19 protein-coding genes are annotated in these 20,533 nt (G+C 71.3%); 8 read left to right on the forward strand and 11 right to left on the reverse strand.

Annotation, left to right across the window (positions count from 1 at the left end; genetic code table 11):
• Positions 1-749: 749 nt before the first annotated feature.
• Together ACIA8X_RS14145 and ACIA8X_RS14150 are read right to left on the reverse strand one after the other, a co-directional pair.
• Entirely contained in the window at positions 750-2,537 is a 1,788-nt protein-coding gene (locus ACIA8X_RS14145; RefSeq protein WP_393446055.1) for an ABC transporter ATP-binding protein, read from the reverse strand.
• A complete protein-coding gene (locus tag ACIA8X_RS14150) occupies positions 2,534-4,420 on the reverse strand; it encodes an ABC transporter ATP-binding protein (RefSeq protein ID WP_399458364.1) in 1,887 nt (628 codons plus the stop codon). The genes ACIA8X_RS14145 and ACIA8X_RS14150 overlap by 4 nt, the downstream gene beginning before the upstream one ends.
• A 231-nt stretch (positions 4,421-4,651) precedes the next feature.
• Here ACIA8X_RS14150 and ACIA8X_RS14155 point away from each other — a divergent pair, with 231 nt between their 5' ends.
• The 3 genes from ACIA8X_RS14155 (at position 4,652) to ACIA8X_RS14165 (ending at position 8,710) form a co-directional block, all read left to right on the forward strand.
• Complete coding sequence (locus tag ACIA8X_RS14155; RefSeq protein ID WP_393446051.1) at positions 4,652-5,395, forward strand: L,D-transpeptidase family protein; 744 nt, start codon at positions 4,652-4,654, stop codon at positions 5,393-5,395.
• A gap of 51 nt (positions 5,396-5,446) precedes the next feature.
• Positions 5,447-7,078 (forward strand): peptide-N4-asparagine amidase, encoded by a 1,632-nt coding sequence (locus ACIA8X_RS14160; protein ID WP_393446049.1) that lies wholly within the window; start codon positions 5,447-5,449, stop codon positions 7,076-7,078.
• Positions 7,079-7,252: 174 nt separating this feature from the next.
• On the forward strand, positions 7,253-8,710 hold the full coding sequence (locus ACIA8X_RS14165) for a cation:dicarboxylate symporter family transporter (RefSeq protein WP_393446047.1): 1,458 nt from the start codon (positions 7,253-7,255) through the stop codon (positions 8,708-8,710).
• 128 nt (positions 8,711-8,838) lie between these two features.
• Here ACIA8X_RS14165 and ACIA8X_RS14170 read toward each other — a convergent pair whose 3' ends face one another.
• The gene (locus ACIA8X_RS14170) at positions 8,839-9,288 is read right to left on the reverse strand and encodes a MarR family winged helix-turn-helix transcriptional regulator (protein WP_393446045.1); all 450 of its coding nucleotides are present in this window, start codon (positions 9,286-9,288) and stop codon (positions 8,839-8,841) included.
• Positions 9,289-9,382: 94 nt separating this feature from the next.
• Between ACIA8X_RS14170 and ACIA8X_RS14175 the strand changes: the two genes are divergently transcribed.
• A complete protein-coding gene (locus tag ACIA8X_RS14175) occupies positions 9,383-11,194 on the forward strand; it encodes an ABC transporter ATP-binding protein (protein ID WP_393446043.1) in 1,812 nt (603 codons plus the stop codon).
• Between the two features lie 43 nt (positions 11,195-11,237).
• Positions 11,238-12,107, forward strand: coding sequence for an endolytic transglycosylase MltG (gene mltG, locus ACIA8X_RS14180; protein WP_393446041.1), 870 nt, complete (start codon positions 11,238-11,240; stop codon positions 12,105-12,107).
• Between the two features lie 67 nt (positions 12,108-12,174).
• Here the strand turns inward: mltG and ACIA8X_RS14185 are convergent, their stop codons facing one another.
• The 5 genes from ACIA8X_RS14185 to ACIA8X_RS14205 all read right to left on the reverse strand — a co-directional run bounded on the left by ACIA8X_RS14185 (position 12,175) and on the right by ACIA8X_RS14205 (position 16,377).
• Positions 12,175-13,260: an NAD(P)-binding domain-containing protein gene (locus tag ACIA8X_RS14185; protein WP_393446039.1), complete on the reverse strand. Its 1,086-nt coding sequence runs from the start codon at positions 13,258-13,260 to the stop codon at positions 12,175-12,177.
• A 90-nt stretch (positions 13,261-13,350) separates the two neighbouring features.
• Positions 13,351-14,376 (reverse strand): ABC transporter substrate-binding protein, encoded by a 1,026-nt coding sequence (locus ACIA8X_RS14190; RefSeq protein ID WP_393446037.1) that lies wholly within the window; start codon positions 14,374-14,376, stop codon positions 13,351-13,353.
• A 72-nt stretch (positions 14,377-14,448) separates the two neighbouring features.
• On the reverse strand, positions 14,449-15,258 hold the full coding sequence (locus ACIA8X_RS14195) for an ABC transporter ATP-binding protein (protein WP_393446035.1): 810 nt from the start codon (positions 15,256-15,258) through the stop codon (positions 14,449-14,451).
• Complete coding sequence (locus ACIA8X_RS14200; protein ID WP_393446033.1) at positions 15,231-16,160, reverse strand: ABC transporter permease; 930 nt, start codon at positions 16,158-16,160, stop codon at positions 15,231-15,233. The genes ACIA8X_RS14195 and ACIA8X_RS14200 overlap by 28 nt, the downstream gene beginning before the upstream one ends.
• Before the next feature lie 133 nt (positions 16,161-16,293).
• A complete protein-coding gene (locus ACIA8X_RS14205) occupies positions 16,294-16,377 on the reverse strand; it encodes a putative leader peptide (protein WP_349817350.1) in 84 nt (27 codons plus the stop codon).
• A gap of 134 nt (positions 16,378-16,511) precedes the next feature.
• On the opposite strand from ACIA8X_RS14205, the gene ACIA8X_RS14210 reads away from it, so the two are divergent.
• Complete coding sequence (locus ACIA8X_RS14210; RefSeq protein ID WP_393446031.1) at positions 16,512-16,934, forward strand: YjbQ family protein; 423 nt, start codon at positions 16,512-16,514, stop codon at positions 16,932-16,934.
• 51 nt (positions 16,935-16,985) lie between these two features.
• Here the strand turns inward: ACIA8X_RS14210 and ACIA8X_RS14215 are convergent, their stop codons facing one another.
• A complete protein-coding gene (locus ACIA8X_RS14215; protein WP_393446423.1) occupies positions 16,986-17,537 on the reverse strand; it encodes a hypothetical protein in 552 nt (183 codons plus the stop codon).
• A 264-nt stretch (positions 17,538-17,801) separates the two neighbouring features.
• On the opposite strand from ACIA8X_RS14215, the gene ACIA8X_RS14220 reads away from it, so the two are divergent.
• Complete coding sequence (locus ACIA8X_RS14220) at positions 17,802-19,070, forward strand: PP2C family protein-serine/threonine phosphatase (RefSeq protein WP_393446029.1); 1,269 nt, start codon at positions 17,802-17,804, stop codon at positions 19,068-19,070.
• Between the two features lie 12 nt (positions 19,071-19,082).
• On the opposite strand, the gene ACIA8X_RS14225 is transcribed toward ACIA8X_RS14220, so the two are convergent.
• Positions 19,083-19,271, reverse strand: a complete 189-nt coding sequence (locus ACIA8X_RS14225) for a hypothetical protein (RefSeq protein WP_393446027.1) — start codon at positions 19,269-19,271, stop codon at positions 19,083-19,085.
• Between the two features lie 163 nt (positions 19,272-19,434).
• Here ACIA8X_RS14225 and ACIA8X_RS14230 point away from each other — a divergent pair, with 163 nt between their 5' ends.
• Positions 19,435-19,839 carry a hypothetical protein gene (locus ACIA8X_RS14230; RefSeq protein ID WP_393446025.1) on the forward strand — a complete coding sequence of 135 codons (405 nt, stop codon included), beginning with the start codon at positions 19,435-19,437 and terminating at the stop codon, positions 19,837-19,839.
• Here ACIA8X_RS14230 and ACIA8X_RS14235 read toward each other — a convergent pair.
• Entirely contained in the window at positions 19,808-20,296 is a 489-nt protein-coding gene (locus ACIA8X_RS14235; protein WP_393446023.1) for a bifunctional DNA primase/polymerase, read from the reverse strand. The two genes, ACIA8X_RS14230 and ACIA8X_RS14235, sit on opposite strands and share 32 nt — an antisense overlap.
• Positions 20,297-20,533 lie beyond the last annotated feature (237 nt).

Raw genomic sequence — 20,533 nt, forward strand, 5'->3', positions numbered from 1 at the left:
TCGGCTACCGTGGCGCCCGATCACGGCGGGGTGAGCCGGGACAGTGCGGCTCGGGATCGTGGTGGGTTGAGCTCGGCCACCCAGGGTCCCGACTGTGGTCGGTCGAGCTCTGCCACCTCGGCCCGCGGTCGTGGCGGGTTGAGCTGGGACAGTGCGGCTCCCGATCGGGGTGGGCTGAGCCCAGCCACCCTGGCTACCGATCGTGGTCGACCGAGCCCGCCCACTGCGGCTCACAACCGTGGTGGCTTGAGTCGGGCAACCGCGGCTCCGGATCGTGGTGGATTGAGCCCGGCCAGCCCGGCCAGCCCGGCCAGCCCGGCCAGCCCGGCCAGCCCGGCCAGCCCGGCCGACCCGGCCTCCGATCGTGGTCGGTCGAGCCCGCCTACTGCAGCTGGCAACCGTGGTGGCTTGAGCCGGGCCACTGCGGCTCCGGATCTTGGTCGGTTGAGCCTGGCCACCCTGGCTCCCGATCGTGGTCAGCTAAACCAGGCCACTGCGGCGCCCCAACCGCGGTCGGCCGAGCCCAGCCACCCCCGCGCCCAAGCACTGTTGGCCATCCACGCCACCCCATCCCCCAACCGGGGTCGTCCGAGCTGCGCGGCTTCAGCCCTCAACCGGGGTCGCCCGAGCTGCCCCGCTTCAGCCCTCAACCGGGTCGCCCAAGCCGCACGGCCTCCGCCCCCAACCGCGCCCGCCCAAGCCGCGTGGCCCCCCAACCCCACCCGCCCGAGCCCTCCGCTCACCCCCGCTCACCCATGCCAGGACCGCCACAGCGCCGCGTACGCCCCGTCGGCCCTGACCAGGTCGTCATGGCTGCCGAGTTCGGTGATGCGGCCGTTCTCCACGACGGCGATGGCGTCCGCGTCGTGGGCGGTGTGGAGGCGGTGGGCGATGGCCACCACGGTGCGGCCGTCGAGGACGCGGGCCAGGGATCGCTCCAGGTGGCGGGCCGCCCGTGGGTCGAGGAGCGAGGTCGCCTCGTCCAGGACCAGCGTGTGCGGGTCGGCCAGCACCAGGCGGGCCAGCGCGATCTGCTGGGCCTGGGCCGGAGTGAGCGCGAACCCGCCCGAGCCGACCTCGGTGTCCAGGCCGTCGTCGAGCGCACGGGCCCACGCGTCCGCGTCGACCGCGCCCAGTGCCGACCACAGCTCGGTGTCGGTCGCGTCGGTGCGGGCCAGCAGCAGGTTGTCGCGCAGGGAGCCCACGAAGACGTGGTGTTCCTGGTTGACGAGGGCCACGTGGGAGCGGACCCGTTCGGCGGTCATCCGGGACAGTTCCGCACCGCCCAGGGTGATCCGGCCGTCCCGGGGCGCGTAGATGCCGGCGAGCAGCCTGCCCAGGGTGGACTTGCCGGCGCCCGAGGGGCCGACCAGCGCCAGCCTGGTGCCGGGCGCGACCTCCAGGGAGACCTTGCGGAGCACGTCCACGCCCTCCAGGTAGCCGAAGTGCACCCGGTCGGCGTGCACGTCGCGGCCCTCGGGCGCGAGCTGGTCGTCCCCGGCCTCCGGCTCGATGTCCCGGACCCCGACCAGCCGGGCCAGCGACACCTGGGCCACCTGCAGCTCGTCGTACCAGCGCAGGATCAGCCCGACGGGATCCACCAGCATCTGCGCGATGAGGGCACCTGTGGTCAGCTGACCGACCCCGATCCAGCCATGCAGGACGAACACGCCGCCGATCATCAGCACCGAGGAGAGGATCATGACGTGGGTGACGTTGATGAACGGGAAGAACACCGAGCGCAGCCAGAGCGTGTAGCGCTCCCATGCCGTCCACTCCTTGATCCGCTGCTCCGACAGCTCGACGCGGCGCGAGCCGAGACGCTGGGCCTCGACGGTGCGCCCGGCGTCCACGGTCTCGGCGAGCGCGGCGGCCACGGCCGCGTACCCGGCGGCCTCCGAGCGGTAGGCGGCCGGTGCCCGCTTGAAGTACCAGCGGCAGCCGATCACGAGCAGGGGCACGGCGACCAGCACGGCCGCCGCGAGCGGTGGGGCGGTGATGACGAGCCCGCCCAGCAGGAGGACCACCCACACCACGCCGATCGCCAGCTGGGGCACGGCCTCGCGCATGGCGTTGGCCAGCCGGTCGATGTCCGTCGTGATCCGGGACAGCAGGTCGCCCGTCCCGGCTCGCTCCAGGACACCGGGCGGCAGCCCGACCGACCGTACGAGGAAGTCCTCGCGCAGATCGGCCAGCATCCGCTCGCCGAGCATCGCGCCGCGCAGCCGCACCTGCCGTACGAACACGGCCTGGACGACGAGTGCGGCCACGAACAGGCCGATGGTGAGCTCCAGATGGAGGTCGCGGTCGGCGACGCCGTCCGACACCCGCTCCACCAGCCCGCCCAGCAGCCAGGGCCCCACCATCGAGGCCACCACGGCGACCGTGTTGACGCAGACGAGCAGGAGGAAGGCACCGCGGTGCCTGCGGAACAACTCGACCACATAGGCGCGTACGGTCGCGGGGGCGCCGACCGGCAAGGTGTTCGCCGTCGTCGGGGCCGCCGGGTCGTAGGCCGGTGGCGCCACGCCGATCATGCCGACTCCTCGATCTCTTCCAGTTCCTTCAAGACGTCCTTGAGGGAGGCCTTTTTGCCCAGCGCACTGTCCAGTGCACTGTCCAGCGCACTGTCCGGGGCACTGTCCGGGGCGGCCTTGTCGCCCGACGCGCCGTTCACCGCGGCCTCTTCGTCGGTCTCCCGGGTCACCACCGCCCGGTACCGGGGTTCGGTGTGCACCAGGTCGCGGTGCACTCCGATCGCGGCCACCTCGCCCTCGTGGACGAGCACGACCCGGTCGGCGCGGTCCAGGAGCAGGGGGGACGAGGTGAACACCACCGTCGTGCGCCCCGCCCGCAGCTTCCGCACGCCCTCCGCGATCCGGGCCTCTGTGTGCGAGTCGACGGCCGAGGTCGGCTCGTCCAGGACCAGCACCTCGGGGTCCGTGATCAGCGACCGGGCGAGCGCGAGGCGCTGGCGCTGGCCGCCGGACAGGGACCGGCCGCGTTCGGTGATACGGGCGTCCATCGGGTCCTCGGCGCCGACCGACCCCTGGACCAGAGCGGCCAGGACGTCCTCGCACTGCGCTGCCGCCAGCGCCTCCTCGGCACCGACGCCGCCCGACCTCGGCACGTCGAGCAGTTCGCGCAGCGTGCCGGAGAGCAGCACCGGATCCTTGTCCTGAACGAGGACGGCCGTACGGGCGCTGTCGAGCGGCAACTCGTCGAGCGGGACGCCGCCCAGGAGCACCGGCGTGCCCTCCTCCGAGGCGTGTCCGCCGAGGCGTTCGGCCAGCCGCCCCGCCGCGTCCGGGTCGCCGCACACCACGGCGGTCAGCCGGGCTGTGGGGGCGAGGAGTCCGGTGGCCGGGTCGTACAGGTCCCCGGAGGGCACCTCGGATCCGTCGCGCGAACCGTCGGTGTCGGTGACCCGCTCCAGTGCCAGCACGCGCGCGGCCCGCCGGGCCGAGGGGCGGGAGAAGGAGTAGGCCATCGCGATCTCTTCGAAGTGGCGCAGCGGGTAGGTGAGGATCATGATCGAGCTGTAGACGGCGACCAGTTCGCCGATGGTGACGCGGCCGTCGCGGGCCAGGTGGACGCCGTACCAGACCACCGCGATCAGCAGCAGCCCCGGCAACAGCACCTGGATCGCCGAGATCAGGGACCACATCCGGGCGCTGCGCACGGCGGCGTGGCGTACTTCCTGGGAGGCGCGGCGGTAGCGGTCGAGGAAGAGTTCCTCGCCGCCGATGCCACGCAGGACACGCAGTCCGGCGACGGTGTCCGAGGCCAGTTCGGTGGCGCGGCCCGCCTTCTCGCGCTGGAAGTCGGCCCGTCGGGTCGCCCGGGGCAGCAGGGGCAGCACGGCGACGGCCAGCACGGGCAGGCCCACGGCGACGACCACACCTAGCGCGGGCTGGTAGACGACCAGGCCGACGCAGACGATCACGATGGTGACCGCCGCCGCCGTGAACCGAGACCAGGCCTCGACGAACCAGCCGATCTTCTCGACGTCACCCGTGGAGACGGCGACGACCTCACCGGCCGCGACGCGCCTCGTCAGTGCCGAGCCCAGCTGTGCGGCCTTGCGGGCCAGCACCTGCTGGACGCGGGCGGCCGCCGTGATCCAGTTGGTGACGGCGGTGCGGTGGAGGAAGGTCTCGCCGATCGCGGTTCCTGCGCAGCACAGTGCCAACAGGCCGCCCGCGAGGGCGAGGCGAGTGCCGGAGCGGTCGACGACGGCCTGCACGGCGACGCCGACGCAGAACGGCAGGGCGGAGACGGACAGGAAGTGCAGCAGCCCCCAGGCCAGGGCCTTCAGCTGTCCGCCCAGCTGGTTCCGGAAGAGCCACCACAGGAATCGGGGACCCGAGCGTGCGTCCGGCACACCTGGATCGGGATACGGAAGGTCTTGAATCTGCATGACGTCCCAGTGGCTCGTGTCAGTGGGGGGAACAGGGATGGAGGTGGTGAGTGGGCGATGTGCCGATGCGTGGTGTGGGGACGCGCACGGCGGCAGCAAACCGTGACAGGTTCGCGTCGCAGCGTGGTCGGACGCAAACGGTTTTCCGCTGCGCCGCACAGTTCCGGTCCCCTCCGGAACGCAGCACCGTCGATCCCGCGGGCACGCTGAACGCGGTGCCACCATGGAGCGATGCGGAACGGCGGAGCATGGCGGTCGAGGCGCGCGGCGGCGGCCCTCGGCTCCCTCCTGGCAGTCATGGTGACCCTGACCGCGTGCGAGGGTTCGCGGCACGGTGCAGGTGCAGGCGGCAAGGGCGCCCCCACGCGCCCGGCCGCAACCACGGACCCGTCGCGCATCCCGGGCGTCGGCGACCGCTGGCAGCGGCGCATCCCAGCCGACTCCCGCCAGGTCGTGGCGGTCTACGGCGACGGCAAGGACGCGGCGAACTCCACGGTCGTGCTGTACACGAGGCACGGCTCCACCTGGGAAAGCACCCGCAGCTGGCCCGCGCACAACGGCAAGAAGGGCTGGACGACCGACCACCGTGAGGGCGACAACCGCAGTCCCGTCGGTGTGTTCACGCTGAGCGACGCGGGTGGCGTACTGAAGGACCCCGGGTCCAGGCTGCCGTACACGAGGTCCGCGGCCTTCGCGGCGCCGCGCTGGTGGGCGAAGTCGTACTGGCACGACTTCGACTACGTCATCGCCATCGACTACAACCGCGTCAAGGGCACCCCGCCCAACGACCCCACCCGCCCCGAGGGCGCGGCCAAGGGTGGTGGCATCTGGTTGCACATGGACCACGGCAGCGGCACGTCGGCCTGTGTCAGTCTGTCCGAATCGGCGATGGAGTACCTGCTGCGCACGCTCGATCCGGACCGGCATCCCGTGGTGGTGATGGGGGACAGGGCCGACCTGAAACCCTCGCACTGACGCAGCAGGCATCATTGCGGCGGATGCCCAACTCCCCGTAGAACACCGGCCATGAAGAGACGGATCGTCATGTCCATGCTCGCCGGAGCGACCCTCCTGGCGACCTCACTCCTCGGGGTGTCCCCCGCCCGATCGGCCGACGTGCCCGCCGAGTTCGGCACCGACTGGCACGACCCCATCACCGCCGCGCCGCCCATCCCCAAGCCATCCGGCAAGTCCTGCGAAGTAACCGTGGCCGAGGCGCAGTTCCGCGACTTCACCCCGTACAAGGGCGCCTACACTCCGCCCGAAGGCTGCGGCGACCGCTGGAGCAAGGTCGTGCTGCGCATGGACGGCAAGGTCAAGGGGCGCCAGTACGACCGGCTCGGCTATCTGCACGTCGGCGGCGTCGAGATCTTCCGTACGTCGACCCCGGAGCCGTCACCCGACGGCATCGAGTGGTCCGTGGAGAAGGACGTCACGCGCTACAGCGACACCCTCCGCCGCGACCAGGACGTCGAGATGCTCATCGGGAACGTCGTCGACGACACGTACACCGGCGTCATCGACGTCAAGGTCACGCTGACGTTCTACGCCGGCCGCGCTGCCGAGGCCACCGGCGGCCGGCCCACGACCCCCGACAACCCCGCGACCACCCCCGACCGCATCCTCACCCTCCAGAACGGCACCCTCACCACCCCGCGCAACAGCGAACGCATCGTCGCCGAGGTGTACGCCACCGGATCCGGCGGCGGCTGCGAGGAGTTCTGGTACCTGTCCGCACCCGACCCGGCGCCCTACTCCTGCAAGGCCACCGGCGGCCCCTACCGCGAGGTGCAGATCAAGGTCGACGGCCGGCTCGCCGGAATCGCCGCGCCGTTCCCGCATGTGTGGACCGGGGGCTGGTCCAACCCCTTCCTCTGGTACGTCGTCCCGGGACCGCGCGCCTTCGACGTCAAGCCGATCGAATACGACCTGACTCCGTTCGCCGGCCTCCTCAACGACGGCCGCCCGCATCGCGTCGAGGTCTCCGTCGTCGGCGTCCCTGAGGGGCAGAGCGGCTGGAGCGCACCCGTGAACGTCCTCGTCTGGCAGGACGCGAAGAGCGCACAGGTCACCGGGAAGCTCACCACGCACCAGCTCGGTGACCTCGTCAACTCCTCGAAGTACACGCCCGGTTCGGAGCATCGGGTGGACACGGAGGGTGGGCACCGGCTGACCGTCGCCGGCTATGTCGACACCTCGCACGGCCGGGTGACGACGACCGTCCGCCGTGCGTTGGCCAACACTTCCGTCCACCGCTGGACCGACGGCGAGAACCTCGATGCGCTCGACGCCACTTGGACGGACGCCGTGTCCATCACGGTCGACGGGCGCGGACCCGCCCGCACCACGCGCACCGAGCGGACGTACAGCATGGACGGCACGATCACGCTGGGCGCGGAGGACCGGCTGCGCACCGTGCTGACCCTCGGTGACCGTGCCACGGCCGTCACGTCGTACGGCGGCCGGCGCATCGCCTGGTCGCGGCTCGACGACACCTACACCGGCGATGCCGCCTGGACGATGAACGTGCCGCGCGATCAGCGCAAGGCGGTCGGCGCGACCAGCGAGCGCTACCGGTTGCACGGCTCGGGTGGCTGCTACGACCGCTCTCTGACCAGCGTCCAAGGGGTGCTCACCGAGGATCGCGGCGGCTGCTGAGACGGGTGTGTGCGATGCGTCACTCAGGGTGCGATTTACACGGATGCAACACGGGGGTCTTGTGTCAGGACATCATGACCCTCAAAGTGATCGGCACGGAATCCGCTTTCCGTATGGCAGAAGTCCCAACCGTCCCTGGGGGCTTCTGTGTGCCGCCGTCCCCAAGGAGTGCCCGTGCCGCCGTCCGTACCGTCCCTTCCGCGACGCGTCGCACGCATGCTGCGTACCTCTCTCTTCGCGCAGGTCGCCTGCGCGCTCGTACTCGGAATCGTCGTCGGGAAGCTGTGGCCCGGCTTCGGCGCGGATCTTCAGCCGCTCGGCGACGGTTTCATCCGGCTCATCAAGACGATCATCTCCCCGCTCGTGTTCTGCGTGGTCGTCGTCGGGATCGCCAAGGCCGGTGACCTGAAGGCGTTCGGCCGGATCGGGCTGAAGGCCCTGATCTGGTTCGAGGTCGCGAGCACGCTCGCGCTGCTCATCGGGCTCGTCGCCGCCAACCTGGTCCAGCCCGGGTCCGGGATGAACGTCGACCCGTCCACGCTCGACGCCTCGGCGGTCGACGCGAAGACGGGCGGCGGACAGCTGCCCTCGACGACCGAGTTCGCGCTGAACGCCCTGCCCACCAGTTTCATCGGCGCCTTCGCCGAGAACTCCCTGCTGCAGGTGCTCGTCCTGGCCTGTCTGGTGGGTGCCGCGCTGCTGCACCTCGGGCACACCAAGGTGCCGCAGGTGCTGCCCGCCATCGAGCAGGCCCAGGAGATCATCTTCGCGATCGTCGGCTTCGTGATGCGGCTGGCCCCCATCGCGGTGTTCGGCGCCATGGCCGTCCTGATCGGCAACTACGGGCTCGGCGTGATCGAGACCTACGGCAAGCTGATCATCCTGTGCTACGCGGCCGCGGCGCTCTTCATCGCCCTCCTCGCCGTCGCCCTGAAGATCGTCACCGGGCTCAGCCTCTGGAAGTTCCTGCGCTACATCCGCGAGGAGATGCTGCTCGCGCTCGGCACCGCGTCCACCGAGTCGGTCCTGCCGCGCGTGATGCAGAAGCTGCGAAAGGCCGGAGCCCGTGACGACGCCGTGGGTCTGGTGCTGCCGACGGGCTACTCCTTCAACCTCGACGGCGCTTCGCTCTACCTGTCCATCGGCACACTGTTCATCGCCCAGGCCGTGGGCGTCGACCTCAGCCTCAGCCAGCAGATCACCGTGATCCTGGTCCTGATGCTGACCAGCAAGGGCATGGCGGGCATCCCCGGCTCGGCGTTCCTCGCCCTGTCCGCGACCGCCTCCTCGCTGGGCGCCATCCCGGCCGGAGCCGTCGCCCTGCTCCTCGGCGTGGACCGCATCATGGACTCGATGCGCGTCGTCACCAACCTGCTCGGCAACTGCGTCGCCGTCTTCGCGGTCTCCCGCTGGGAGGGCGCGCTGGACAAGGAGCGGGCGAGGAAGGTTCTGGACGGCGAGATCGTGGTCGAGCTGGACGACGACGAGCCGGAGAAGGCGGAGCCCGGGAAGGCTGAAAAGGCGGAGCTCAAGAAGCCCGAGGCGCCCGAGACGTCCGAGACACCCGAGTCCGGGGAGCCGGTCGCCGTCCCCGCGCAGACGAACAAGGAGCCTGCCTCCGGGGCCAGTTGAGCCCGGTCATCCGGGGTCACTTGACCCCAGCCCCACCGAACAGGCCGCGGCCCCCTCCGTACCACTGGAGGGGGCCGCGGCCTGTCCCGCGTCCGCCGGCCGTACCGCGCGCGGGCGCCGGCCGGCGCTCAGCAGCGCGGCTCCCCACCCCCGTCGATCAACGTGTCCAGCAACTCGCCCAACACCCCACGCTGTTCGTCCGTCAGTGGCGCTAGGATCTCCTCCGCCGCCGATCGGCGCGCACCGTGCAGCTCCCGCAGGGCTCCCCGTCCGTCGTCGGTCAGCTCGATCCGGATCACCCGCCGGTTCGTCGGATCCGGCACCCGCCGTACCTTCCCGCTCGCCTCCAGCCCGTCGACCAGCGACGTCACCGCGCGCGGGACCACCTCCAGGCGCTCGGCGAGATCGGCCATCCGGGGCGGCGAGCCGTAGTGCGCGAGCGTGCGCAGCAGACGGGACTGGGCCGGGGTGATACCCACGCCGCACTGCTGCAGGTGCTGTTTCTGGATGCGGTGGACCCGGCGGGTGAGGCGCAGGAGCTGCTCGGCGAGCGGGCCGTCGGGATCGGGGGTGGTCATGCGGGAACAATATCAGGACGACGTTCATTGTGAACATAGGTAACAATGAGCTAAGCTCCGCCAGTCCGCATCGCCACACCTTCCGTAGGAGCCCATGCACCCCGACAAGGAACCCACCCGAAGGCCATCCGCCGCAGAGAAGGAACAACCCCGGCAGGTGCGCCGCATCCTGAGACTCTTCCGTCCGTACCGCGGGCGCCTCGCCGTCGTCGGCCTGCTCGTCGGCGCCGCGTCGCTGGTCGGCGTCGCCACACCGTTCCTCCTCAAGGCGATCCTCGACGTCGCCATCCCCGAGGGCCGTACCGGTCTGCTCAGTCTGCTCGCGCTCGGCATGATCCTCAGCGCGGTCCTCACCAGTGTGTTCGGCGTGCTGCAGACCCTGATCTCCACGACGGTCGGCCAGCGCGTCATGCACGACCTGCGCACCTCCGTCTACGGCCGCCTACAGCGCATGTCGCTCGCTTTCTTCACCCGCACCCGCACCGGCGAGGTCCAGTCCCGCATCGCCAACGACATCGGCGGCATGCAGGCCACCGTCACCTCCACCGCGACCTCCCTGGTCTCCAACCTGACCAGCGTGGTCGCCACGATCGTCGCGATGATCGCGCTCGACTGGCGCCTGACCGTCGTCTCGCTGCTCCTGCTGCCGGTCTTCGTCTGGATCAGCCGCCGCGTCGGCAACGAACGCAAGAAGATCACCACCCAGCGCCAGAAGCAGATGGCCGCGATGGCCGCCACCGTCACCGAGTCGCTCTCGGTCAGCGGCATCCTGCTCGGCCGCACGATGGGCCGTTCCGACTCGCTCACGACCGCCTTCGCCGACGAGTCCGAGCGGCTGGTCGACCTCGAGGTGAGGTCGAACATGGCCGGCCGCTGGCGCATGGCCGTCATCAGCATCGTCATGGCCGCCATGCCCGCCGTCATCTACTGGACCGCGGGGACGGCCCTCCAAGTCGGCGGCCCGCAGGTCTCGATCGGCACGATCGTCGCCTTCGTCTCGCTCCAGCAGGGCCTGTTCCGCCCGGCCGTCAGCCTGCTGTCCACCGGCGTCCAGATCCAGGCCTCGCTCGCGCTCTTCCAGCGCATCTTCGAGTACCTCGACCTGCCCATCGACATCACCGAGCGGGCGGACCCCGTCCACCTCGACCGCGTCAAGGGCGAGGTCCGCTTCGAGAACGTCGAGTTCCGGTACGACGGCGACGACGGGCAGCGGGGCGCGATCCTCGGCGGCATCGACCTCACCGTCCCGGCGGGCGGCAGCCTCGCGGTCGTCGGCCCGACCGGCGCCGGAAAGTCGACGCTCGGCCATCTCGTGCCGCGGCTGTACGACGTGACGGGCGGCCGCGTCACCCTCGACGGCGTCGACGTGCGCGACCTCGACTTCGACACCCTCGCCCGCGCGGTCGGCGTCGTCTCGCAGGAGACGTACCTCTTCCATGCCTCCGTCGCCGACAACCTGCGCTTCGCCAAGCCCGACGCCACCGACGAGGAACTGCACGCGGCGGCCAGGGCGGCCCAGATCCACGAGCACATCGCCGCCCTGCCCGACGGCTACGACACGGTCGTCGGCGAGCGCGGGCACCGCTTCTCCGGCGGGGAGAAGCAGCGCCTGGCCATCGCCCGGACGATCCTGCGCGACCCGCCCGTCCTCATCCTCGACGAGGCGACCAGCGCCCTGGACACCCGCACCGAACACGCCGTCCAGGAGGCCATCGACGCCCTGTCCGCCAACCGCACCACCCTCACCATCGCCCACCGCCTGTCCACCATTCGGGGCGCCGACCAGATCGTGGTCCTCGACGCCGGGCTCGTGGCCGAACGGGGCACGCACGCGGAACTGTTGGAACGGGACGGGCGCTATGCGGGGCTGGTCCGCCGTGACGCCCAACTGGAGCCGACGGGGTAGCGTTATGCCGGTTTTGTAAGCATGTGCGGGTTACCGTTCCCGCATGTACCTGAACACTCCGTCACGGAGAACGATTCGACTGACGCGCCGGGGCCGTATCGCTCTCATCGCCGGCGGCGCCGTCGTGGCCGGGACCGCCGTGGCGGTGCCGCTGCTGAACCCGGGAGAGGAGCCGCAGCCGAGGCCCACCTCGGTGGTGATCCCGGAGGGCTGGCGCGCGAGCCAGGTCTACGAGGCCGTCGACAAGGCCCTCGCCCTGCCGCCCGGTTCCACGAAGAAGTCCCTCGACAAACTCGACCTCAAGCTGCCGGGCGACGCCGAGGGCAACCCCGAGGGCTACCTCTTCCCGGCGACGTATCCCCTGGAGCCCGGCGGCAAGAAGGCGACGCCGGAGTCCCTGCTGTCGGCCATGGTCGACACCGCCAACAAGAAGTTCAACGGCGCCCCGATCGCCGCCGGCGCACAGCGCAACGCCATGAACGTCTATCAGGCGGTCACCATCGCGAGCATCGTCCAGGCGGAGGCCGGCAGCAGGTCCGACATGGGCAAGGTGGCGCGGGTCGTCTTCAACCGGCTGGAGCGCGGGATGCCGTTGCAGATGGACTCCACCATCAACTACGCGCTGGGCCGCTCCACCCTCCGGACCACCGAGTCCGACACCAGGATCGAGAGCCCCTACAACTCGTACCAGCGCATGGGTCTGCCGCCCACGCCGATCGACAACCCGGGCGAGGAGGCGATGCGTGCCGCGGTCAACCCTTCGCCGGGCGACTGGCTGTACTTCGTCACGGTCAAGCCGGGCGACACCCGCTTCACGGCCGACTACGCGGAACACCAGCGCAATGTCGCCGAGTTCAACGCCCACCAGAAGGCGGCCGCGGCGAGCCCGGCGAGCCCGAAGCCGTCGAAGTGACCGACAGGGGCGTCGGCGCAGTGCTCCGGGGGCAAGGTCGCCAGTCGGCCGGCCGGCGACCAGTACGTCACGCGGCGACCGTCTCCTCGGACAGCAACCGCCTGATGTCCCGTACGGCCGCGCGACCGGCCCGATTGGCGCCGATCGTGCTGGCGGACGGGCCGTAGCCGACGAGGTGCACGCGGGGATCGGCGACCGCGCGCGTCCCCTCCAGGCGGATCCCGCCGCCCGGCTCGCGCAGGCGCAGCGGGGTCAAGTGATCGACGGCGGGCCGGAAACCGGTCGCCCACAGGATGACGTCGGCGGGAATGTGCCGCCCGTCCTGCCACTCCACCCCGTCCGGAGTGATCCGGTCGAACATGGGCTGCCGGTCCAGGATCCCGTCCGCGAGCCCTTGCCGGATGGCGTCGTTCAGAGGCAGCCCCGTGACCGAGACCACGCTCTTCGGCGGCAGCCCCCGCCGGACCCGCTCCTCCACGAGCGCCACCGCCGAGCGGCCCACGTCCTCGGTGAAGGGACCCTCGCGGAACACCGGCGGACGCCGGGTGACCCACGTCGTGGCCGCCGCGTACGGGGCGATCTCCAGCAGATGCTGGGTACCGGAGGCGCCACCGCCCACGACCACCACCCGCTGTCCGGCGAACTCCTCGGGCCCCGGGTACTGGGCGGTGTGCAACTGCCGCCCCCGGAACGTCTCCTGGCCGGGGTAGCGCGGCCAGAACGGCCGGTCCCAGGTGCCGGTCGCGTTGATCAGCGCCCGCGTCGACCAGGTTCCCGCCGAGCTCTCGACGAGCAGCCGCCCTTTCGGGCCCTCGCGCACCGCACGCACATCGACGGGGCGCCGCACCCGCAGGTCGAAGGTCCGCTCGTAGGTGTCGAAGTACTCGGCGATGACCTTGGACGACGGCCGCTCGGGAACGGCGCCGGTCAGCTCCATGCCGGGCAGCGCGTGCATCCCGTGCACCTTGCCGTACGTCAGGGACGGCCACCGGAACTGCCAGGCGCCGCCCGGAGCGGGGGAGTGGTCGAGGACGACGAAGTCGCGGCCCGGCTCGAAACCGGTGCGCCGCAGGTGGTAGGCGCTGGACAGACCCGCCTGACCAGCGCCTATGACGACCACGTCGACTGCCTCGACCGCCCCTGTGTTGTTCACGCTTCTACTAACCGCCTCGGGGGCGCGGATCTTCCCCCGAGGCCCTCGGTCGGGTCCGGCGGCAGCGCGGTCGGCTCGCCGTCGGTCCCGTTACGAACCCTGCGAGGCGCGGGCCTCCGTGGTCGACGGCGGCAGATCGCCGTTGTACCGCGTGTCCACGAAGTCCCCGAAGTCCACCTTCTTCGGGATGAGCTTCAGCTCGGTGAAGGTGTCGGCGATCTCCTGCTCGGAGGCGATGACCGGCTTGTCCACCGCGACCGAGATCCGGGTGGCGTTGGTGCGCTTCACCGAGGCCAGCGCGACCTCGTAGGGCAGCCCGGTGTCCTTCGCCCAGACCTTGGCCCACTCCTCCTGGTGGTCGTACACCCACGCCGTGGCGCGCCGCAGCCGCTCCAGGTAGTCCTTGATGGCGGCGGCCTTCTTCTTGTCCTGCAGCGCGGAGGGCGCCGCCACCTGGAAGGTGAGGCCGTTGGTGATCCCGTCGCCGGTCGTCAGGATCCGGCCCTGCTTGGACTGGAGCACCTGCGAGGTGTACGGATCCCACACCGCCCACGCGTCGACCTTGCCGGCGGTGAACGCGGCCAGCGCGTCGGCCGGCTGGAGGTACTTGACGTCGACGTCGCCGAGGCTCAGCCCGACCGCCTTGAGGGACGCGACCAGCTGGTAGTTGGCGGAGGAACCCTGCGCCACCGCGATCGACCTGCCCTTGAGCTGCTCGGGCTTCGTCAGTTTCGAGTCGTTCGGTACGAGGATCGCGTCGCCCTTGGAGGTGCCCTTGAACGCGGCCACCGCCGTGATCTTCGAGCCCGCACCGGCCGCGAAGACCGGCGGTGTGTTGCCGACACCGCCGATGTCGACGGCCTTGGCGTTGACGGCCTCCAGCAGCGGCGGGCCGGATGTGAAGGTCGACCACTTGATCTTGTAGTCGAGGTTCTTGAGCTCCCCGGCGGCGCGCAGGATGGCCTCCGAACCACCCTTCTGGTCACCGACGTTGAGGGTGAGGGAGCCCGAGCCGTCGGTGTCGCCGCCGGTCGAGGCCGACGAGCTACCTCCGCAGGCGGACACGAGCAGGGCCAGGGGGAGAAGCAGCGCGGCGGGGACGAGGCGACGTCGCATGACGGATCCGTTCTGTGGAACTGAGGGAGGAGGGTGGAGGGAGGGGGATGGAGGGAGGGGGTGGGCGGGTGATCAGGCTGCTTCGGCGGCGGTGTCGACGCCGAGACGCTCCAGGAGGCCGGCGCGCAGTTCGGCGAAGTGGGGGTCGGTGATGTCGCGGGGGCGGTTGAGGTCGATGCGCTGCTCGTGCGCGATGACCCCGTCGTCCATCACGAGGACGCGGTCGGCGAGGAGGACGGCCTCCTCGACGTCGTGCGTGACCAGCAGGACCGCGCAGCCGCGCCGCTGCCACAACTCGCCCACCAGGCGCTGGGCCTTGATACGGGTGAGCGCGTCGAGCGCGCCGAACGGCTCGTCGAGCAGCAGCAGATCGGGCTCGCGGACCAACGCCCGTGCCAGGGAGGCCCGTTGGGCCTCGCCGCCGGAGAGGGTCTTGGGCCAGGCGTCCGTACGGTGGTCCAGGCCGACCTCCTTGAGCGCCTGCTCGGCGACGGCACGCGCGGGCTTGCCCGGCAGGCCCAGCAGCACGTTGCGCCACACCCTCTTCCACGGCATGAGCCGCGGCGCCTGGAAGGCGACGGCCTTGCGGCGCGGCACCAGGACGGTGCCCTCGATGTCGCGGTCGAGGCCGGCGAGGATCCTCAGCAAGGTGGACTTGCCGCAGCCGCTGCGGCCGAGGAGGGCGACGAACTCGCCCGGCTGGACGTCGAGATGGAGCCGGTCGATGACGGCACGCCCGTCGAAGGAGCGGGTCAGCCCCGCCACATGCACGGCCTGCGCGGTCGGTGCGGCCTGCCCCGCCTGGGTGGCTTGCCCTGCCTGGGTGGCCTGGCCCGCTTGAGTGGCCTGGGGGCTCACCGGCCGGTGAACGTCGGTCGCCATTGCAGCAGCAGCCTTTCGAGGGAGCGGACGATGAAATCGGCGAGCAGGCCGAGGAAGGCGTAGACGATCAGGCAGACCACGATCACGTCGGTCCGCAGGAAGTCCCGCGCCTGCACCATGAGGAACCCGATGCCGGAGTCGGCGTTGACCTGCTCGGCGAAGACGAGGGCCAGCCAGGCGATGCCGAGCGAGTAGCGCAGGCCGGTCAGGGCACCCGGCAGTGCGCCGGGCAGCACGACGTGCCGCACCAGGCCCCACCTGGACAGCCCGAGCGACTCACCGGCCTCGATCAACTGGGAGTCCACGCCGCGGATACCGGCGTACACATTGAGGTAAAGCGGGAACGTCACGCCGAGCGTGATGATGGCGACCTTGGGCGCCTCGCCGATGCCGAACCAGATGATGAACAGCGGGATGAGCCCGACGAAGGGAACGGTCCGCAGCATCTGCACGGGTGCGTCCACCAGGTCCTCGCCGATCCGGAACAGGCCCGAGACAAGGGCGAGTCCGGTCCCGACGAGGGTGCCGAGCGCGAGGCCCGCGGCGACCCGTGTGAGGGACGTCCCCATGGCCGAGGACAGCGACCCGTCCGCGATCAGATCGCCCGCGACCTGCGCGATGCGGCCGGGTGAGGCGAGGACGTCGGCGGTCAACACGCCTGTGCTGCTGAGCAGTTGCCACAGGATGAGGAGCAGGACGGGGCCGGAGGTGCGGCGCAGCCAGCGGGGGACGCGGGTGCGGCGGGAGGAGGTGGGGACGAGGGGTTCGAGGTCGGGTGGGGAGGGGGTGGTGTCGGTGGTCTTGCCGATTGTCTTGGCGGTGGTGACCTCGGCGACGTCATCGTCGGATATATCAGAAATATCCTGCTCTGGAGAGCCGGGCGGGGCGTGGCTGATACTCATGGGTGCTCCACGGGGGAGAGCGGCCGATGGGGGCATGCGCTTCGGCGCCGCCACGTCTCACGGTGACGTCAGGCGTGCGGGTAGAGCGGTGCCGTATGGCGGCGGAGAGGGAAGCTGGGGGAGGAAACAGGCGTCAGCAGCCGCGGCGACACGCGGCGGAGGCCACCCGCAGCAGGTCGATGTGACCGCGCGTGGTGAGCAGGGCTGAACGCAACATGCCGCTGAAAGTAGCCAGATGGCGTGGCGACGGTCAACGGTGTCTCGCGAAGTGGACCTTGCGTATCACGGCTCGACCGTCGCCCGGTCGCATCCTCGGCGGCGAACTCCGGTGGATGGGCGAGGATGGAGGGCATGTCAGACGCCTTCACCACCCGAGTTCTGAACGTCGCCTCCGGCTCCTCGGAGCGGGTCGTGGACCTCACCCGCGACTGCGAGGCCTTCCTGCGGGAGGCGGCGGCAGGCCGTGACGGCCTGCTGAACGTCTTCGTGCCGCACGCCACGGCCGGTGTCGCGATCATCGAAACGGGCGCCGGCAGCGACGACGACCTCCTGGCCGCCCTCCACACCCTCCTCCCCGCCGACGACCGCTGGCAGCACCGGCACGGCAGCCCCGGCCACGGCCGCGACCACGTCCTCCCGGCCTTCGTCCCGCCGCACGCGACGCTCCCGGTGCTGGGCGGGCGCCTGGAACTCGGGACGTGGCAGTCGGTGTGCCTCGTCGACACCAACCGGGACAACCCGAACCGGCAGGTGCGGTTGAGCTTCCTGGGCTGAGCGAAGCCGAAGGGGGCCGGGGCCGATCGTATCTACGGGAGCCGGAGCCGATCAGGGCTGCGGATATCCCCGCACCGCGCACTGGCGCACCCGCTGCGGGCCGCTGACCTGCCCGTCCTCCGATGCCGTCCGGCTGTGCCCGGAGGGTGCGGGACGGCCCTGGAGGCGGGACAGTTCGTCCGCGCAGCGCTGCAGGGCCACTTCCAGGACCTCGGGCATCGTCAGGTTGCCGCTGCCGTCCGGCGGGACGAGCCAGCGCAGCGTGCCCCAGCGGCAGTGCGGGGCGGGGGCGGTGATCCAGGTCCCCGCGCCGAGCAGCCGTACACCGGTGCCGATCCACACGGTCTGCGGCTCCGGGGGCAGTAAGAACCCCACGTGGCGGCGTCGGGTGTCCAGCAGACAGGGCCCCGGTTCGAGCAGCGGCAGTTCCTCCAGGAGATCGGCGACGCGCAGGCCCAGTTGTTCCGGCACGATCAGCACGTCCCAGAACCGTCCGGCCGCGAGCAGCGCGACCCCGGTGATGCCGTTCTGCCACTCCTCCTTGCAGGCGCCGGGGTCCTCCGACGCGGCGGCCAGCCACTCCATTGACTTCGTCCACTCCATGAGCGCCAAGAAAAGCCTCCTGATGACCGGTGGAGCCTCGGTCCGATGACCGGTGGGCCCTCAGTGCACCGGGTGCCCGGTGCCGCGGCCATACGTCGGCTGCTCAATTCCCCGTATGGGGCGAGCGCCCGCGCGCCAAACAGGCAGAGAGCAGGCCGTGCGCCCCCAGGTCGGCGGAGTACGCCGGGCCATCCATCTGTTTGTCGCCGTTCTAGGGTGTTTGTTGTGGTGCGCTGGTTTCAGTCGTTTCGAAAGTCGGCGACGGTGGCTCCCGTCGCGCCCGCCGGCGTTCCCGAGGCGGACCTCGCAGTGTCGTCCCGGCTGACCGCGCTGCGCACGGCGCTGGCCCGGATCGGCACCACGCTGGACGAGAACGCCACCTGTGCGGAGCTCACCCGGGAGGCCGTCCGGCAGGTGGGCGGCGCCGCGGCGGTGCTGCGGGTCGGGAGAGAGACCGGGGCGGAGTACGAGGCCGTCGACGGCGACCCGGAGCTGCTGCCCGACGTCCAGTGGGCCATGGCCGCGACACGCGGAACGAACGCCCCGAGGGAGGGCGCGGACGCCGCCCCCTCCCAGGCGGACCCCGCTCCCTCCCAGGCGGACGCCATGCACTCCCACGCGTCCGGCGCTGCCCGGCCGGCGCTGTGCGTTCCCCTGGCCACCGGCGGGCACTCCCCGTACGGCGGGCTGGTCTGCGCCCGCGACGGAGCGCCCTTCACCCCGGCGGAGACCGGCCTGCTCGCCCTCCTCGCCGAGCGCGCTGCCTCCCACATCCGGCACGCCCAGGAGCACGAGCGGGTCAGGGGCATCGTCGGCAAGCTCCAGCGGGCCCTGCTCGCCGAACCCGGCCGTCCGCACCCGAACCTGGACGTCGCCATCCGCTACCTGCCCGTCGGGCAGAGCACACTGGTCGGCGGGGACTGGTGCGAGACCGTCCGGCTGCACTTCGGCCGGACGTTGCTCGTCGTGGGCGACGTCATGGGGCACGGCCTGGAGGCCGCCGTGGACATGACGGCGTACCGCTCCGCGCTGCGCTACATCGCCTCCGCCGACCTTCCGCCGCACCGTGTGCTGCGCCAGCTGGACGACAGCGCCTCCGCGGAGCCCGACCGCCGGCCGGCCACCTGTCTGCTCGCCCGGGTCGACCCCAATCGCGGCCAGGTGACCTTCGCCAGCGCCGGCCATCTGCCCCCGGCCGTGATCGACGCCGAGGGCCGCACCTCACTGCTGCCGGTGCCGGTCGGCCCACCCCTGGGCACGGGCCTGGGCGGCTATGAGCCGGCCACCTATCGGCTGGACCCGACGCAGACGCTGGTGCTGTTCACCGACGGGCTCGTCGAGCACCGCGGCGAGGACATCGACCACTCCCTGGACCGCCTGGCAGGCGTCGGATTCGAGGCCACCGCCGGGGTCGAGGACGTCATCGACACGGTGCTGGCCCGCCTCGACGCCCGGCATGCCGAGGACGACGTCGCCGTACTCGCCGCCCAGTTGCACGAGCGCACGGAGCAGGCCCTCGACGCACAGCTGTGAGCAGTCCCGGCCTCACCAGTCGTCGTACCGGGCGCGGGAGATATACGGGTCATAGCGTCGTCGCGCAGGAGGGGACGGCTGGTCGGCAGACGGCGGGCCGGCCTCGCGCAGGGCGTCGCACCACGGGCAGTCGTCGGTGGCGTCGGCGTCTGCCTCGTCGCGGATGCCGGAGAAGGCGGGAACGTCCTGTCGTCCGTCCATGGAAGCGGCTCCTGTCTCGATCGTGGGCATAGGGCGGTTCGAACAGAACATGGCGGGCGGGTCGAACGGACCACGGCTCCATCCGGGGGACCGTCTCACCCGACTGGGTGGTCGCGGGGGCCATCGGCGTACCACCGGCGCACACCGCGGCGTTTCCCCGGGCATGGACAGCATTGAGTCGGCGCGGCGAGTCTTCGGAGGCGATGCCGCACCCGTGACGTACGTCGTACCGGTCACCGGTGTCCGGACCCAGCCGTCGATCTACGCGGCGCTGGTCGCCGAGTGGCAGGCCAACGGCCGTGCCGTGCCACGGCGCCGCGACACATGGTGGGATTCGGTCACCGTGGCCGACGGGCCGGGCCGGGCCGTCACCACCTGGGCGATCGGCCGGTGGACGGGCCCGGTCGGGGCGCTCGAGGCCGCACCGGGAGGCGACGAGCAGGCCGAGGCGACGGAGCGCGTGCCGGCCGTCGTCGTCCCCCGAGGGCTTCCCGGGCCGATGGAGCTGTGGGAGTGGCGCGGCAGCGGCGGGCGCGTCAGCGTCTCCGCCCCGCCCACGCCCGACTGAGGCGCCTCGGAACGGCCGCGGTGCCGACGGCCTCGCGCAGCGCCCGCTCCACGAGGCCGGGGTCGTACAGGGTGCCGGTGCCGTCGGGCGGCAGCAGCCACTCCAGGCGCCGGCCGGCGGACCGGGCGGGCGGCGGCACGGCGACCCAGGATCCCCTGCCGACATGGCGTACGCCGGGCCCGACCCACTTGGTGACCGGATCGGGCGGCAGGAAGAAGCCGACCCTGCGTGCCCCGCAGTTCACCAGGACGGGGCCCGAGGCCCGCCGTCGGGCACGTCTGAGGAGATCCAGGGCGCCCAGGCCGAGGTGCTCGGGAACGGAGAGCACGTCCCACAGTTGTCCGGCCTCCAGCAGGACCGCGTCCGCGCCCTTGTCCCACTGCCGCTTGCACGAGCCAGGATCCTCGGCGGCCGCGGCGAGCCACTCGACGGCCTGTTTCCCCATGGTGCCCTGCATGTCCAACCCCCAGCACTCTCTGCCCTGCCGTCCCGTTCAGGGCCCTTCATGCTGATGGATATTTCTATGGGCCGGAAGGGGTGGCGCACTCTGGCGTGACCTGGCGATTCGGGCCTACACGTTCGACGGCCGCACGACCGTTCCCCTTCGCCGCATACCATCCATACGAACCCCCGATGCCCCTTCTCCGGCGCATTTCTTGTTCCGGTCAAAAGCCCTCCCTACGCTGCCACCACC

Origin of the sequence: Streptomyces sp. NPDC051738, assembly GCF_044453205.1 — a bacterium.
Classification (GTDB): Bacteria; Actinomycetota; Actinomycetes; order Streptomycetales; family Streptomycetaceae; genus Streptomyces.

Excerpts from the sequence above, each read along its gene's own strand:
- ACIA8X_RS14145 (WP_393446055.1), bottom strand. The coding sequence starts at position 2,537 with ATGATCGGCGTGGCGCCACCGGCCTACGACCCGGCGGCCCCGACGACG.
- ACIA8X_RS14150 (WP_399458364.1), bottom strand. The coding sequence starts at position 4,420 with ATGCAGATTCAAGACCTTCCGTATCCCGATCCAGGTGTGCCGGACGCA.
- ACIA8X_RS14155 (WP_393446051.1), top strand. The coding sequence starts at position 4,652 with ATGCGGAACGGCGGAGCATGGCGGTCGAGGCGCGCGGCGGCGGCCCTC.
- ACIA8X_RS14160 (WP_393446049.1), top strand. The coding sequence starts at position 5,447 with ATGAAGAGACGGATCGTCATGTCCATGCTCGCCGGAGCGACCCTCCTG.
- ACIA8X_RS14170 (WP_393446045.1), bottom strand. The coding sequence starts at position 9,288 with ATGACCACCCCCGATCCCGACGGCCCGCTCGCCGAGCAGCTCCTGCGC.
- ACIA8X_RS14175 (WP_393446043.1), top strand. The coding sequence starts at position 9,383 with ATGCACCCCGACAAGGAACCCACCCGAAGGCCATCCGCCGCAGAGAAG.
- mltG (WP_393446041.1), top strand. The coding sequence starts at position 11,238 with ATGTACCTGAACACTCCGTCACGGAGAACGATTCGACTGACGCGCCGG.
- ACIA8X_RS14190 (WP_393446037.1), bottom strand. The coding sequence starts at position 14,376 with ATGCGACGTCGCCTCGTCCCCGCCGCGCTGCTTCTCCCCCTGGCCCTG.
- ACIA8X_RS14195 (WP_393446035.1), bottom strand. The coding sequence starts at position 15,258 with ATGGCGACCGACGTTCACCGGCCGGTGAGCCCCCAGGCCACTCAAGCG.
- ACIA8X_RS14200 (WP_393446033.1), bottom strand. The coding sequence starts at position 16,160 with ATGAGTATCAGCCACGCCCCGCCCGGCTCTCCAGAGCAGGATATTTCT.
- ACIA8X_RS14205 (WP_349817350.1), bottom strand. The coding sequence starts at position 16,377 with ATGTTGCGTTCAGCCCTGCTCACCACGCGCGGTCACATCGACCTGCTG.
- ACIA8X_RS14210 (WP_393446031.1), top strand. The coding sequence starts at position 16,512 with ATGTCAGACGCCTTCACCACCCGAGTTCTGAACGTCGCCTCCGGCTCC.
- ACIA8X_RS14215 (WP_393446423.1), bottom strand. The coding sequence starts at position 17,537 with ATGGAGTGGACGAAGTCAATGGAGTGGCTGGCCGCCGCGTCGGAGGAC.
- ACIA8X_RS14225 (WP_393446027.1), bottom strand. The coding sequence starts at position 19,271 with ATGGACGGACGACAGGACGTTCCCGCCTTCTCCGGCATCCGCGACGAG.
- ACIA8X_RS14230 (WP_393446025.1), top strand. The coding sequence starts at position 19,435 with ATGGACAGCATTGAGTCGGCGCGGCGAGTCTTCGGAGGCGATGCCGCA.
- ACIA8X_RS14235 (WP_393446023.1), bottom strand. The coding sequence starts at position 20,296 with ATGCAGGGCACCATGGGGAAACAGGCCGTCGAGTGGCTCGCCGCGGCC.